The organism is uncultured Mediterranea sp. (genome assembly GCF_902493215.1).
Taxonomy (GTDB): Bacteria; Bacteroidota; Bacteroidia; order Bacteroidales; family Bacteroidaceae; genus Bacteroides.
Genome location: NZ_CABUOL010000011.1, coordinates 63,134 through 78,368, shown reverse-complemented (window position 1 = coordinate 78,368; position 15,235 = coordinate 63,134). Strand labels below are relative to the sequence as shown.

Annotated in this window: 11 protein-coding genes and 2 tRNA genes; 8 read left to right on the top strand and 5 right to left on the bottom strand. The window is 56.2% G+C overall.

All coding sequences use genetic code 11. The annotated features are described in order from the left end of the window. Positions 1-48: 48 nt before the first annotated feature. From RDO88_RS08395 to RDO88_RS08385, 3 genes are all read right to left on the bottom strand, one after another. Positions 49-1,218: a DUF418 domain-containing protein gene (locus RDO88_RS08395; protein ID WP_307758945.1), complete on the bottom strand. Its 1,170-nt coding sequence runs from the start codon at positions 1,216-1,218 to the stop codon at positions 49-51. A gap of 40 nt (positions 1,219-1,258) precedes the next feature. Beyond that, positions 1,259-3,361, bottom strand: a complete 2,103-nt coding sequence (locus RDO88_RS08390; protein ID WP_307758963.1) for a M3 family metallopeptidase — start codon at positions 3,359-3,361, stop codon at positions 1,259-1,261. Positions 3,362-3,965: 604 nt separating this feature from the next. After that, entirely contained in the window at positions 3,966-5,339 is a 1,374-nt protein-coding gene (locus RDO88_RS08385; protein ID WP_307758944.1) for an aminopeptidase P N-terminal domain-containing protein, read from the bottom strand. A gap of 128 nt (positions 5,340-5,467) precedes the next feature. Here RDO88_RS08385 and rpoN point away from each other — a divergent pair, with 128 nt between their 5' ends. From rpoN to RDO88_RS08355, 6 genes are all read left to right on the top strand, one after another. Beyond that, complete coding sequence (gene rpoN, locus RDO88_RS08380; RefSeq protein WP_307758943.1) at positions 5,468-6,967, top strand: RNA polymerase factor sigma-54; 1,500 nt, start codon at positions 5,468-5,470, stop codon at positions 6,965-6,967. A gap of 38 nt (positions 6,968-7,005) precedes the next feature. After that, entirely contained in the window at positions 7,006-7,683 is a 678-nt protein-coding gene (locus tag RDO88_RS08375) for a hypothetical protein (RefSeq protein WP_307758942.1), read from the top strand. A 52-nt stretch (positions 7,684-7,735) separates the two neighbouring features. Beyond that, positions 7,736-8,116 (top strand): glycine cleavage system protein GcvH, encoded by a 381-nt coding sequence (gene gcvH, locus RDO88_RS08370; protein ID WP_307758941.1) that lies wholly within the window; start codon positions 7,736-7,738, stop codon positions 8,114-8,116. Between the two features lie 112 nt (positions 8,117-8,228). Next, on the top strand, positions 8,229-8,738 hold the full coding sequence (purE, locus tag RDO88_RS08365) for a 5-(carboxyamino)imidazole ribonucleotide mutase (RefSeq protein WP_021848852.1): 510 nt from the start codon (positions 8,229-8,231) through the stop codon (positions 8,736-8,738). A gap of 309 nt (positions 8,739-9,047) precedes the next feature. Then, positions 9,048-10,883, top strand: a complete 1,836-nt coding sequence (locus tag RDO88_RS08360) for a 4-hydroxy-3-methylbut-2-en-1-yl diphosphate synthase (protein ID WP_307758940.1) — start codon at positions 9,048-9,050, stop codon at positions 10,881-10,883. 154 nt (positions 10,884-11,037) lie between these two features. Further along, positions 11,038-12,051, top strand: a complete 1,014-nt coding sequence (locus RDO88_RS08355) for a hypothetical protein (RefSeq protein WP_307758939.1) — start codon at positions 11,038-11,040, stop codon at positions 12,049-12,051. Between the two features lie 86 nt (positions 12,052-12,137). Here the strand turns inward: RDO88_RS08355 and RDO88_RS08350 are convergent, their stop codons facing one another. Beyond that, positions 12,138-13,820, bottom strand: coding sequence for a S41 family peptidase (locus RDO88_RS08350; protein ID WP_307758938.1), 1,683 nt, complete (start codon positions 13,818-13,820; stop codon positions 12,138-12,140). A gap of 28 nt (positions 13,821-13,848) precedes the next feature. Then, positions 13,849-14,832 carry a PfkB family carbohydrate kinase gene (locus tag RDO88_RS08345; RefSeq protein WP_307758937.1) on the bottom strand — a complete coding sequence of 328 codons (984 nt, stop codon included), beginning with the start codon at positions 14,830-14,832 and terminating at the stop codon, positions 13,849-13,851. A gap of 81 nt (positions 14,833-14,913) precedes the next feature. Between RDO88_RS08345 and RDO88_RS08340 the strand changes: the two genes are divergently transcribed. Then, positions 14,914-14,987: transfer RNA gene (locus tag RDO88_RS08340), tRNA-Asn, on the top strand. A 25-nt stretch (positions 14,988-15,012) separates the two neighbouring features. Next, positions 15,013-15,086: transfer RNA gene (locus RDO88_RS08335), tRNA-Asn, on the top strand. The last annotated feature ends 149 nt before the right edge of the window (positions 15,087-15,235 follow it).

The window sequence follows — 15,235 nt, the reverse complement described above, 5'->3', positions numbered from 1 at the left end:
CAGCAGCTCTTCATTTTGAGACCGTCTCTTTACTATACCCTACCAGAGTCACTTCAGCCAGGTAGCCCGCTTCCACAGATACTCCATCGGGCCATGACTGTGACGGCGCATCCACCAGCGGCAGAAAGCCAGCTGTACCACGAAAATCAGGGCACCGACCAGCACACTGGCCGTGATGCCCAACTTGTCGTGCAGGCCGAAACCCCAGTTATAGAACAGCATGGAGCCGATAATGCTCTGCGTAATGTAATTGGTCAGACTCATGCGGCCATAGGGGATGAGGTAATCAAGCCGCTCCTTCAGACGGGTACGGTAATAACCGTTGAGAACGGCCGATACCAGCAACAGCATGAAGGCAAACTTGTAGAGCGAGGATACCACAAGCAGCAACGGCGTACGTACCGAGGGATTCTGCACAAAATCGGGCAGCATGTTACCCAATCCGTAGAGCGGGAAGAAGGCCACCAGCGAACCGCACAGCACCTTGTTCCAGAATTTCAGATTCTCCTTCAGGAACAAGCCCCGACGGCCTACCAGATAGCCGAAGATAAAGAGGGCTGCCGTCTGGAGCACACGTCCGTTGTCCCACGCCCAGGCCAGACTGGCCAGCTGGCCTTCCCACAGATTGACACGCAGGGTGTCGAGGAAGGTGCCATGGCTTTGTGCCTCGAACGTAGCGGCCCACAGGCTGCCTGTAGGCAAGGCAGGCGTCACAAACGCCGGGTCGAGGGCGGCACGGATCACATAGTAGAGCGGCAGCGGCTGTACCAGCAGTACGCAGGCCACGATGAACAGCCACTTGTCGCGCAGGCGGCATACCAGCGGCAGGATGAAGCCCACCAGCGAATAGAGCACCAGCACCTCGGCCGTGAAGAACGAAGCGTTCAGATTGCCGATGAGGAAGAGCAGCACCAGCCGCCAGCAGAAGCGCAGGCGGAAATCACGCCCGCGCAGACGCTGGTTGTCGTACTGTATGAAGTAGCTGAAGCCGAAGAGCAGGGCAAACACGGCATATGCCTTGCCGCCGAAGAGGAAGAAGAGGCCGTCCCACACGGCACGGTCCGTAAAGGCCAGCCAGGCACTCCGTCCCGCCTCGTCGGGAAAAGAGTAGAAATTGAAGTGTTCAATCGAATGCAGCAGGATGATGCCCATCACTGCCAGCCCACGCAGCACGTCGGCCACATCGACCCGCGCATGTCTCTGCATCTGTTGTTCCATCGGTTTGTATCGGTTTAAAGACTGTTTTCCGTTCATTCTGTCATTTCTCCGGCTGATACAGACCACGGTTGATCAGCAGCCACTTCACGTCGGGCTCCTGCCCGCGGTAGTTCTTGTACATGTCCATGGCGTCGTCGATGCCGCCGGGCGTCAGGATATAGCGGCGGAAACGGTCGGCCAGTTCGGGGTTGAAGATGTTGCCGCTCTCGGTAAAGGCACCGTAGGCATCACAATCCAGCACCTCGGCCCAGATGTAGCTGTAGTAGCCCGCCGTATAGCCGCCACCCATCGTGTGGTTGAAGTAGGTGGTGCGGTAGCGCGAAGGAATCTGCTTCAGCAGCTTGCGCTTGCCCAGTGTCTTGGCCTCGAAAGCCATCACGTCCATATCCTCGGGGATGGATTTCAAGGTATGGAAGTCCATGTCGAGATACGAGGCAGCCAGGTATTCCACCGTGGCGAAGCCCTGTCCGTACTTGCCGCTCTTGGCCAGCTTCTTCACCAGTTCGGCAGGCATCATCTCCCCCGTCTGGTAGTGACGGGCATAGTATTTCAGCACTTCGGGTTCGAAGGCCCAATGCTCGTTGATCTGCGAAGGAAGCTCCACGAAATCGCGGGGTACCCCACTGACCCCGGCATAGTGTACGTCGCGGAAGAGGCTGTGCAGCCCGTGGCCGAACTCGTGGAAGAGGGTCGAAGCCTCGTCGGCACTGAGCAGGGCAGGCTGGCCTTCAGTGGGCTTGGTGAAGTTGCAGACGATGGTCACCACAGGAATGATGCGGTTGCCGTGCTTGTCATACCCCTGCGGACGGTAGCTGCCACACCAGGCGCCACCACGCTTGCTGGCACGGGGGAAGAAGTCGAAGTAAATGATTCCCAGCGTCTTGCCGTCCTTGTCGATACACTCGAAGACCTGTGCCTCGGGATGGGGCAGCGGCATGTAGGTGAGCGGGCGGAAACGGATGCCATACAGGCGGGTAGCCACATAGAAAGCTCCCTCGCGCACGTGGTTCAGCTCCAGATAGGGACGCACCTCGTTCTCGTCGATGTCGAACTTGGCCTTCCTGGCTTTCTCGAAGTAGTAGCGCCAGTCCCAGCCTTCGGCCTTGAACTTCTTGCCGTCCTTCTTGATTTCGGCCTGGATGTCCTTCAGCTCTTCCTTGGCTTTCGCCAGCGCAGGTTCCCAAATCTGGTCGAGCAGGGCATACACCTTGTCGGGTGTCTTGGCCATGCGCGTCTCCAGCGCCAGCGAGGCATAGTCTTCGTACCCCATCAGGCGGGCCTTCTCCAGGCGGGCCTCCAACAGTTCGCGCACCACGGCCTTGTTGTCGGCGTCATTGCCATTGTTGCCGCGGTTGGTGTAGGCCTTGAAGATCTGTTCGCGCAGGGCACGGTTGTCGGCATATTGCAGGAAGGGCATCACACTGGGATTCTGCAGGGTAAACACCCACTTGCCCTCCAGTCCCTGCTGACGGGCCGTCTCGGCGGCCGAGGCTACCAGCGTAGCGGGCAGGCCGGAGAGGTCAGCTTCGTTGTCGATGACCAGCTTGTAGGCGTTCGTTTCCTGCAGCATGTTCTGCCCGAAGGTGAGCTGAAGCAGGGCGATGCGGCTGTTCAGCTCGCGCAATTTCTGCTGGTCGGCCTCATTGAGGTTGGCGCCGCTGCGCACAAAATCCTTGTAGGTTTCTTCGAGCAGTTTCGTCTGCTCCTTGTCCAATCCCATGCGTTCGCGGTTGTTGTACACCTGCTTGACGCGGGCAAAAAGTCCGGCGTTGAGCGAGATGTCGTCGCGATGGGCCGAAAGCAGGGGCGAAAGTTCCTTGCTCAGGGCCTGCAGCTCGGGCGAAGTATTGCAACTGTTCTGTCCGCCAAAGACGAGGGAGACGCGCGTGAGCAGCGCGCCGCTACGGTCGAGGGCAGCGATGGTATTGTCGAAGTCGGGTACGGAACGCTGGCGCACGATGGCGGCGATTTCCCGTTTCTGTTCCTCCATACCCTTGAGGAAGGCCTCGCGGTAGTCGGCCAGCGTAATCTGTTCGAAGGGCGGCACGCCGTAGGGGGTGGTGTACTCGGTGAGGAAAGGATTCGTCCGTGCAGCATCAGTCTGGCCGTAGGCAGCCATCGAGGCGCCCAGCAGGGCAGCCATGCACAGGTTTCTGTAGATGTTTGTCTTCATGCAGCTGTATGTTTTTAGAATGAATATTATTCAGGTTTTCTGCGCAAAGATAAGATTTCTGTCCGAAAAAGCGAGCATATCCGCCCTGCAAGTGGTACAGAGTGGAAGCAAAAGACGGACAAAGCGCTGGTACAAAGCAGACAAAAGGATGGTTTCCTCCGTACAAAGCACAGCTTTACCCGTGCAGAAAGTTATATCTTAGCTGCTCAGATGTACATCTTGGCACGTCAGATGCATATCTTAGCCCGCAAGATGTACATCTGAGCGGCCAAGATATAGAATTTCTACGGACTTATGCGGTTCTTTCCCGCAGGGAAGGGAAAAGGAAGACGGGAGGAAGGGGAAAGAAAGCTGGGAGGGATGAATACAGAAAAGATGAGGAGGCTCAAAACAGAAAAGTGTAATCAAAACGCAATGTCATCCTGAACGCAGTGAAGGATCTCAATACACAAACAGATGTTTTCGAGATTCTTCACTTCGTTCAGAATGACAAAATGTTAGCACTTCTCTATTTTGAGCCTCCTCAAAACATCAGGTGTTTCCACGACTTGTGCCAACACCCGTCAGACGGCAATCAGCGCAAGGCTTCCACCTCGTCGGGTGTCAAGGGGATCTTCTTGCCGAGGCGGCGGGCACCGTCGGCGGTGATGAGGTAGTCCTCCTCGTTGCGGATGCCGCCGAAGTGGCGGTATTCCTCCACCTTGTCGTAGTTGATGAAGTCGGTAAACTTCTGCTGCCCGCGCCACAGGTCGATGAGTTCGGGGATGAAGTAGATGCCCGGCTCCACGGTATGCACGAAGCCCGGCTCCAGCGGAATGGCCAGACGCTGGCTCTTGCGGCCGAACTGTGTGCTCTTGGGCTGGCCGTTGTAGCCCACCCACTGCTCGCCGAGGTTCTCCATGTCGTGCACGTCGAGGCCCATCATGTGGCCCAGGCCGTGCGGATAGAACAGGGCATGGGCGCCTTCGCGGACGGCATCTTCGGCGTTGCCCTTCATCAGGCCCAGCTCCTTCAGTCCTTCCACCATGACACGGGCCGAAAGGTCGTAGACATCCATGTAGGGGATGCCGGGCCGCAGGGCCTTGACGCTCTCCAGATGCATGGCGTTCTGAATCTCGTAGACGGCGCGCTGGCGGGGCGTGAAGGTCTTGTCGGCAGGGATAGTGGACGACATGTCGCCACAGTAGCCCGAAGGCAGTTCGGCACCGGCGTCGATGAGGAAGAGGTCGCCCGGCTTGATTTTGTTGCCGTGGTAGTGGTTGTGCAGCGTCTGCCCGTTGATGGTGGCGATGGTAGCGAAGGAGAGTTCGCAATTGTTACGCTCGGCCACGTGGTTCATCTCGGCCACCACCTCGTATTCGTACATGCCGGGACGGATGCACTTCATGGCGGCGATGTGCATGTCGGCCGTCACGTTGCAGGCCTTCTCGATTTCTTCTATTTCCTCAGCCGTCTTGTAGTTGCGTTGCGCCACCACGGCACGGATGAAGGGAACGGAGCCTTCCTGACGGGCAGGCGGTATACCCAGCCAGTCCATCAGCTTCAGTTTGTGCTCGGCACGGTAGGGCGGCAGGTAATGGATGCTCTGACCGCTCTGCACGGCCTTGTGCAGGTAGCTGACGATATCGGCCGCAGGGCGCGTGTCGGCAATGCCCACGGCCGAAGCCTTTTCACGAAGCGTGGGTTGTGTACCCATCCAGACGATGTAGTCGATACTCAGTTCGTCGCCGAAAATGATTTCCTTGTCCTCGTCGATGTCGATGATGGCCGAGAGGCCGGCAAACGAAAGTCCGAAATAATAAAGGAAAGTAGAGTCCTGACGATAGCGGAAGGTGTTGTCCTCGTAGTTCAGTCCCTGTTCGTCGTTACCCAGGAACAACAGGACACCCGAGCCCACGGTTTTCTTCAGCTGGGCTCTGCGCTGTACATAAGTTTCTTTCGCAAACATGGCGTTTCTTGCTTTAAAGGTTGATTGGGTACAAAGATAGCGAAAGGTGAGAGTATAAAAAAACAAGTTTCAATATTTTGTTCTCCGCTCACCTTTCACTATTTTTGCACTGACATTCAAGAAAAGATATGGCACAAAGCTCCCGACAGATACAGACCCAGGCACAGCAACAGATACAGACGCTCTCGCCCCAACAGATTCTGGTAGTGAAACTGCTGGAACTTCCCGCCGTGGAGCTGGAAGACCGCGTGAGAGCCGAACTGCTGGAGAACCCCGCCCTCGAAGAAGGACGCGAGGAAAGCCACGGAGAGGAAGAAGACGTACGCACGTCCGAAGAATCGACCATCAGCGAAGAGGATGGCGGAAACACCGACTATGACTCGCTGAGCGACTACCTCAACGAGGACGACATCCCCGACTACAAGCTGCAGGAGAACAACCGCAGCCGCGACGAGCAGGCGGAAGAAATCCCCTTCTCCGACTCGACCTCGTTCTACGAGACACTAAGGGAGCAGATGGGCGAACGCAACCTCACTCCCCACCAGCGCGAACTGACCGAATACCTCATCGGCTCGCTCGACGACGACGGCCTGCTGCGCAAGCCGCTGGACAGCATCAGCGACGAACTGGCCATCTACTCGGGCATCGAGGCCACACCCCAGGAACTGGAAGAGGCCCTCAAGGTGATACAGGACTTCGAACCTGCCGGACTGGGGGCACGCGACCTGCGCGAATGTCTCCTCATCCAGCTGCGCCACAAGAAGGAACAGCTGCCCGCCAAGGCCGACGACAGCCTGCTGCGGCTGGAGACCGCCATCATCAGCGACTGCTACGAGGAGTTCACCCGCAAGCATTGGGACAAGATACAACAGAAGCTCGGCATCGGCGAAGACGAGCTCAACCATGCCATCAAGGAACTGTGCAAGCTCAACCCGCGCCCCGGCGCCTCACTGGGCGAAGCCGTGGGACGCAGCATGCAGCAGATTGTACCCGACTTCATCGTCGAGACCGAGGACGACGGCACCATCAACCTCTCGCTGAACAATCCCAACGTGCCCGAGCTGCGCATCAGCCGCGACTTCTCGGAGATGGTGGAGGAACACACGAAGAACAAGGCCAACCAGTCGAAGGAATCGAAAGAGGCCATGCTCTTCCTGAAGCAGAAGATGGATGCCGCACAGGGCTTCATCGACGCCGTGAAGCAACGGCAGAATACGCTGCTGACCACCATGCAGGCCATCATCGACCTGCAGCGCCCCTTCTTCGAGGAAGGCGACGAATCGCTGCTCCGCCCCATGATTCTGAAGGACGTGGCCGAACGGGCCAAGCTGGACATCTCCACCATCTCGCGTGTGAGCAACAGCAAGTATGTGCAGACCAACTACGGCATCTACCCGCTGAAGTTCTTCTTCAGCGACGGCTATACGAAGGAAGACGGCGAAGAGATGTCGGTGCGCGAAATCAAGAAGGCCCTGAAGGAATGCGTCGACAACGAGGACAAGAAGAACCCCTACACCGACGACGAGCTGACCGAAATGCTGGCCGCCAAAGGCTATCCGATAGCCCGCCGCACCGTGGCCAAGTACCGCCAGCAACTGAACATCCCGGTGGCCCGCCTGCGAAAATAGACGACTCTCGTATATACATTAATATATAAGCAAGAAAGATGGAAGTACACCTCATAGAAGACAAGACACTGATCCGGATAGCCCGCATGGTATCGGCCCTGTTCACGCCGTTCTCCATTCCCTTCCTGGCTTTTCTGGTGCTGTTCCTGTTCTCATACCTGAGCATCATGCCCATCCAGTACAAGCTCATCGTACTGGGCATCGTCTACTGCTTCACCATCATGATTCCCGTCCTGACCATCTTCATCTTCAAGAAGATCAACGGGTTCAGCGCGCAGGAGCTGGGCGAGCGCAAGAAGCGCTACATGCCCTTCTTCTTCACCATCATCTCCTACGTCTTCTGCCTGCTGATGATGAACCGCCTCAACATACCCTGGTACATGAGCGGCATCATTCTGTCTGCCCTTATCGTGATGATGATCTGTATCGTAGTCAACCTGAAGTGGAAACTGAGCGAACACATGGCCGGTGCAGGCGCCGTCATCGGTGGTCTGGTGGCCTTCAGTGCCCTGTTCGGCTACAACCCCGTGTGGTGGCTCTGCCTCTTCATCCTGGTGGCCGGCATGCTGGGAACTGCCCGCATCATTCTGGGCCATCACACGCTGGGCGAGGTCATGGGAGGATTCGCTGTAGGCCTCGTCTGCTCGCTGATGGTGCTCCACCCCATTGCCAACAGCTTCTATTTCTTTTTCAGGCAGCTGCTGTTCAACTATTAACCGACAACAATCAATGATATAACTATATTTTTAACCTCTAAAACTAAAAATCATGAACTTTCCAAGCAACGTAAAGTACACCAAAGAACATGAATGGATCCGCCAGGAAGGCGACGTAGCCTATGTAGGCATCACCGACTATGCTCAGGAACAGCTGGGCGACATCGTATTTGTAGATATCCAGACCGAAGGCGAGACACTGGAAGCCGGCGAGACATTCGGCACCATCGAAGTGGTGAAGACCATCTCCGACCTCTTCATCCCCGTATCAGGTGAAGTGCTGGAACAGAACGAAGCCCTAGCCGACCAGCCCGAGCTCGTCAACCAGGACCCCTATGGCGAAGGCTGGCTCATCAAGATCAAGCCTGCCGCCGATGCCGACTTCGACAGCCTGCTCGACGCCGAAGCCTACAAGGCGCTGGTCAATGAATGATACATAGCGGTTAGTGGTGAACGGTTAGCGGTTAGTATTCCATGCGGATGGACGCCAACGGTTCACCACCCACCACTAACCGCTCACCACTAACCACTAATCACTTATTATTATGACTCCAATCGTAAGCATCATCATGGGCAGTACGTCCGACCTCCCCGTCATGGAGAAGGCCGCCCAGCTGCTCAATGACTTCCACATTCCGTTCGAAATGAACGCACTCTCGGCCCACCGCACTCCGGAAGCCGTAGAAGAGTTTGCCAAGAACGCCCGCAAACGTGGCATCAAGGTCATCATCGCTGCCGCAGGTATGGCCGCAGCCCTGCCGGGTGTCATTGCCGCCAACACTACCCTGCCCGTCATCGGCGTACCCGTCAAAGGTGCCGTGCTCGATGGTGTGGATGCCCTCTACTCCATCATCCAGATGCCTCCCGGCATCCCCGTAGCGACGGTGGCCATCGACGGTGCCATGAACGCCGCCATCCTGGCCGTACAGATTCTGTCGCTGAACGACACAGCTCTCGCGCAAGCTTTCGCCGCCTACAAGGAAGGCCTGAAGAAGAAAATCACCAAGGCCAACGAGGACCTGAAAGACGTGAGATACGAGTACAAGACGAACTGAGAGAATAGAGTTTGCTTTCCTTAGGCACAGATTACACGGATTTCACGGATTACTATCTATACACACTCCATGTTTTTCCGCGTAATCCGTGCCAAAAATAACAAGAGATCAGCCTCTCTTTATTTCAGTCTCCCTATGGGTGTGTCCCATAGCCCTATGTGGCAGTGTTCCATAGCCCTATATGGCGGTCCCCCATAGCCTCGTATGGCGATGTCCCATAGCTCCCTATGGCAGTCTCCCATAAACTTCCTTATGCGGAGGCACCATCGGGAGCCTTTTTCATTCTTCACTTTTAATTCATCATTGCTTATGGATTTATTCAACTATTCCCGCAGGGAAACATCCGTTGTCAACATCGGAGGTACTCCGCTGGGAGGCGACAACCCCATCCGCATACAGAGCATGACCAACACCGCCACACAGGATACCGACGCCTGCGTGGCCCAGGCCAAACGCATAGCCGATGCGGGCGGAGAATACGTGCGGCTCACGACACAGGGCGTGAAGGAAGCCGAAAACCTGCGTAACATCAACGCCGCCCTGCGGCACGACGGATACATGACGCCGCTGGTGGCCGACGTACACTTCAATCCGCGCGTGGCCGACGTGGCCGCCCTCTATGCCGAGAAGGTACGCATCAACCCCGGCAACTACGTGGATGCCGCCCGTACCTTCAAGCACCTGGAATATACCGACGAAGAGTATGCACAGGAACTGCAGAAGATACGCGACCGCTTCGTCCCCTTCCTCCGCATCTGCAAGGAGAACCACACGGCCATCCGCATCGGTGTAAACCACGGTTCCCTTTCCGACCGCATCATGTCTCGCTACGGCGATACGCCCGAGGGCATGGTAGAATCGTGCATGGAGTTCCTGCGCATCTGCGTGGACGAACATTTCACCGACGTGGTCATCTCCATCAAGGCCTCGAACACGGTCGTCATGGTGCGGACGGTCCGCCTGCTGGCCGCCGTCATGGAAAAGGAAGGCATGCACTTCCCCCTGCACCTGGGTGTGACCGAGGCGGGCGACGGCGAGGACGGCCGCATCAAGTCGGCCCTGGGCATCGGTGCCCTGCTGGCCGACGGACTGGGCGACACCATCCGCGTATCGCTGAGCGAAGCTCCTGAGGCTGAGATTCCCGTGGCCCGCAAGCTGGTGGACTACGTGACACGCCGCAAGGGCCACCCCTACATCCCCGGCCCGAACGTCCCTGCGTTCAACTACCTGGCTCCTTCGCGCCGACAGACCACGGCCGTGCGCAACATCGGCAGCGACAACGTGCCCGTCGTCATTGCCGCCCGTCTGGACGGCGACCTGACGACCGACCCGCAGTTCGCTCCCGACTATATCTACACCGGCCACCAGCTGCCCGCCGACGCACAGAAAGGCGTGCAATACATTGTCGATGCCGACGTGTGGGAAGGAAAGCCCGACACCTGGCCCGCCTTCAAAGGCGACCAGCTGCCCTTCGTAAGCAGTTGCAACGCTGCGCTGAAGTTCCTCTTCATCACCTACATGGGGCTGAACGACGAAGCGTTGGCCTGCCTGAAGTATCACCCCGAAATTGTGCTCGTGGCGCAAAGCAACCATCCCAACCGGCTGGGTGAACAGCGTGCGCTCGTCCACCAGCTGATGCAGGAAGGCCTGTCCAATCCGGTTGTCTTCTTCCAGCACTATGCCGAAGAAGAGAAGGAAGACCTGCAAATCAAGGCGGCGGCCGACATGGGCGCCCTCGTCTTCGACGGCCTGACGGACGGTATTTTCCTCTACAACCAGGGCAGTATCCCCGCCACCACGCTGGACGCCACCGCCTTCGGCATCCTACAGGCCGGCCGCCTGCGCACCAGCAAGACGGAGTACATCTCCTGCCCCGGCTGCGGACGCACGCTCTACGACCTGCAGAGCACCATCGCCCGCATCAAGGCAGCCACGTCGCACCTGAAAGGACTGAAGATAGGCATCATGGGCTGCATCGTCAACGGTCCGGGCGAGATGGCCGATGCCGACTACGGCTACGTGGGTGCCGGGCGCGGCAAAATCAGTCTCTACAAGAAGAAGGAGTGCATCGAGAAGAACATTCCCGAAGAAGAGGCGGTGGAGAAGCTCATCGAACTCATCAAGGCCAACAGAGACTGGCAGTAAATGCAGGACAAAGGAAGTATGCCATAACGAATCGAGGGTGTGTCAAAACTTAGTTATAGTACCTGACTCCCCTCCTTTTGGAAGGAGGAGAGTTTTAGATGCCTTTATTTTGACACACCTTCATTATATCCAATTACCTTAAAAACAGATACCTATGTTCACTACTACCATGACCAACAACGAGATAAGGCAGGAAGCGAAGAAAGACTTCCTCGAACTGTCCGGCAAAATAAGAATGGCACTCGAACGCTTCAACAAGAGTAACTGCAACAGAGCCATCAACAGCGGACTGACCATCAACGACGTCCCCCGCAGCCTGATAGCGCACATCGTAGAGCAGCGCAAGTGGGTTACCCGCCGCCACAACACATGGTACACCTATTTCCGCTTCGACAATCTGCCCGGCGGGGAAGGGCTCATGAACAGCCAGTACTTCATTTACACCCCCGTTTACCGTGAGACAGGCATCGAATACATCTTCCTGAACAACCTCAACCACTTGTTCGTGGAACGATTCACCCTCCACTTCACCGACCGCTACAAGGAACGCCACCTCACTCCCCGCGGCATCGACACGAAAGGCCTGCCCGTGCCCCTCCACTTTAATCTGCACAACTCCGACAGCTTCCCCGGGAAATACTACAAGAACTCCGACGTAGGCGTAGAAGAAGGCGGGAACCACCGGTTCTGGATAGCGACCGAGGGCATCGTCGTCACCGACTACATAGACGACATGCTGACCTACCTCACCTTTATGGACCGCGACGACCTCTCGCCGCTGAAAGCCCAGGTGTATGAAGAAGAGAAGGTGTGGCACTACATGAAGATAGCCACCGACAACTCATACGACGAAGACTCCCGAACGCACGCTATCACCTCCCTGGCAGCCATGCCCGACTTCGGCGACATCATGCAACGCTTTGCCCAGCGCAACCTTGAGGACAAGGGCGACGGCAGCAAGCAGGCCACCATCGAAAACATGCGCCAAGTGTGGGAAAATCTGAAGAAGCGGATGCCCGAATGCCGCAAGACGGGCGAACGCAACAATAGCGAAATCATGCGCCTCAACCGCACCACCGACAGCCTCTTCCTCAACAGCCTCCGCGAGACGCTCGACATCAAAAGCTACCACCTGCCACCCGGTGCCAAGCGCGAGGAGAAGAAATAAAGAGAATTGGGAATGGGAGGATGACGTGTGAAGCGCGAAGGCCCATGATATTTTAACGCGAAAGAGGAAGGGAGGTCAAAATCCCTTCACTCTCCTTCCTTCACCTTCGGGCTGAGCAGGCTGTGATACTTGTCCGCATCGCCCAGCACCTTCAAGGCTTCTTTCAGGTCGGGGTCATCCTTCAGCTGCTGGATGATGCTGCCTTTCTGATAATAGTAACGCCTCAGGATTTCGATGGATATCATGTTCTTAATGTCTTTCGAGAAATAATCCAAGTCGTGGTCCAGGTTGTGCTGGAGCTTCTTCTCCAAGGCCTCGAACTCACCGGAGGCATCTTTCAGGTAGCCTTCGAACTCGGCCATCTCCTTCAGGCTCTTCAGCATCTTCTCCGTCTGCTGGTCGTACTTGAAGTCGGCCTTCCGCACCATCTCCTTGAAGTCGGCATAGTCGGCGTCGGTCAGTTCGAAGTGCTGCGCGTCGGCAATGGTTTCGTGCTTCAGGCAATACTGCGTGGTGTAGTCGAAAATCAGGTTGTCGTTCACCAGGTAGAACAGGATGTTGGGCAGCTTCTCCTGCTTCACCTGTATGTCCGGCGTCACACCGCCACCGTCGCGCACCTCTCGTCCGGCCGCCGTATGGAAGACCGTCGTCAGACTGTCGGGGATGCGGCCCACACTGCCGTCGGCATTGCGGTGCTGGTAGTCGATGGCCTGCACGCAACGTCCGCTGGGAATGTAGTATTTGGAAGTCGTGATTTTCATCTGGCCGCCATAAGGCAGGTTACGGGTCGTCTGTACCAGCCCCTTGCCAAAGGTGCGTGTACCGACAATCACAGCGCGGTCCAGGTCCTGCAACGATCCGGCCAGGATTTCCGAAGCCGATGCCGTGGCACTGTTGACCAGCACCGCCAAGGGGATATCCAGGTCGATGGGTTCGCGCAAGGTCTTGTAGGACATATTGATTTGTTCGATTTTGCCTCGGGTGGTGACCAGTGTCTTTCCGCGAGGCAGGAAGTAGTTGGCAATGTCCACCGCCTCGTCCAGCAGACCGCCTCCGTTGTTGCGCAGGTCGATGACAAGCGAGGTGATGCCCTGCTTCTTCAGGTCGAGGAACGCCTGCTTGAACTCGCGTGCCGGCTTGCCGGAGAAGGTGCTGAGGTTGATGTAGCCCACATTATTCTCCAGCTTCGCATAATAAGGTATAATAGGCAACTCGATGGCCCGTCGCACCAGTTCGAACTCCAGCGGTTTCTCCACACCCGGACGCTGCACGGTGAGCTTGAAGCTGGTACCTGCCTGTCCGCGGAGCATCTCGCTGATTTCCTGGTTGTTTTTCCCTTCCAGGTCCTTTCCGTCGATGGCCATCAGGATATCGCCCGCCTTCAGCCCGGCCTTGTCTGCCGGCATCCCTTCGTAGGGCTCGCCGATCATGGAACGCTTCAGCTTCGTGTTCCAGGTGATGATGGAGCCGATACCGCCATACGTATTCTTCAGCATCTGTTCCAGTTCGCTCTGGTCGTCTTCGGGGTAATAGGCCGTATAGGGGTCGAGCGAATAGAGCATGGCGTCGATACCCTCGCGGATGGTCTTGTCGGCATCAATGGTGTCTACATAAAGCAAGTCCAGCTCCTTCACGATCGAGCTGAAGATATCGATGTTCTTGGCCAGCTGAAAACTGCGGTTATCACTGTTCTTGAAGCCCACGAATGCCATACCGGCCACAACCAGCAGCAACAAGGCAACCCAACGTACTTTACAAAATCTTTTCATATTCATATCCGTCATACAATGTTCTTGTTCATAAGTTCTCTATCTCTGTTCTGATTCTTTTCCAGCCGTCAGCCGTAAGTTCGGCACCCACAACCTGAATGACTTCCGCTGCAAGAGCCGAAGCGATGCGGGCACATTTCTCAAGCGAACGGCCGGTCACCAGGCCATACAGGAAACCGGCGGCAAAATAATCGCCCGCCCCCGTCGTATCGGCCACCTCGGACACCAGTACGGGAGCCACCTCCAGTACCTGCGTCCCCTTACGCACCAACGAACCGCGCGCACCCAGCTTCACCACCGCGATGCTGCATGCGTGCGCCAAGGCTTCCAAGGCCTCTTCGGGCGTTCCGCCGGCAAAAGCCTTCGCTTCCTCCTCGTTGGCAAAAACGATGTCCACATACTTGTTCAGCAGCAAGGAGAAGAATTCCCGCTCTGCATTCACTATATTATAGCTGGCCATGTCCAGACAAACCTGCAGCCCCGCTTCCTTGGCCAGCTCTACGGCCCGGAGAATCATGCCGTGGTCCTGCACCAGATAGCCTTCGACAAACAGATAGGTATATCCCTTGAACATGTCCAGCGACAAATCCTCGGCCCTCAGTGTAGCCGCAGCTCCCAGATAGGTGCCGAACGTGCGCTCTCCATCGCTTCGGGATATAAAGGTAGACGCAATCCCGGTAGGCAGGGCAGAAGAGACCAGCAAATGGTCTTCGATGCCCTTGGCCTCCAGCGTTCCTTTCAGAAAATCTCCATAAGAATCGGCCCCCACCTTTCCGATAAATCCAGTGGAAGCCCCCAAACTTGCCAAAGCGCCGATGGCATTGCCGGCCGAGCCGCCTGCCGCCTTATATGTCTTCAGATTCTTAAAATATGCCGTGATAAGGTGGAACCGTTCTTCGTCGACCAGCGTCATGCTACCGCGTGGAAGTCCCATCTGTTTGAGGACCTCATCACTCTCAAAAGTAGCCAAAACATCGACCAAAGCGTTGCCTAATCCAATAATTTTCTCCATTCTGATAAATTTTTCTGCAAAGATATTGCATATTTCAAAATATCCTATTAATTTTGCAGCGCATTTGAGAAAAAACAACACTCTTCGTTAGCTCAGTCGGTTAGAGCATCTGACTGTTAATCAGAGGGTCCTTGGTTCAAGTCCAAGACGAAGAGCACTTTTAAAGTCAAATGCAAATTTTCTTCGTTAGCTCAGTCGGTTAGAGCATCTGACTGTTAATCAGAGGGTCCTTGGTTCAAGTCCAAGACGAAGAGCAGAAAGTCCGCGAATGCGGACTTTTTTGTTTTCCGGCCTCTTCCTTTCACTCCCCCTTGATTGTTCCGGTCCCTGACAAGGTATGTTTCCGTGCATAAGATACCATCTTGTGCATGCTAACTATGAATGTTATTTCGCTAACTATGGA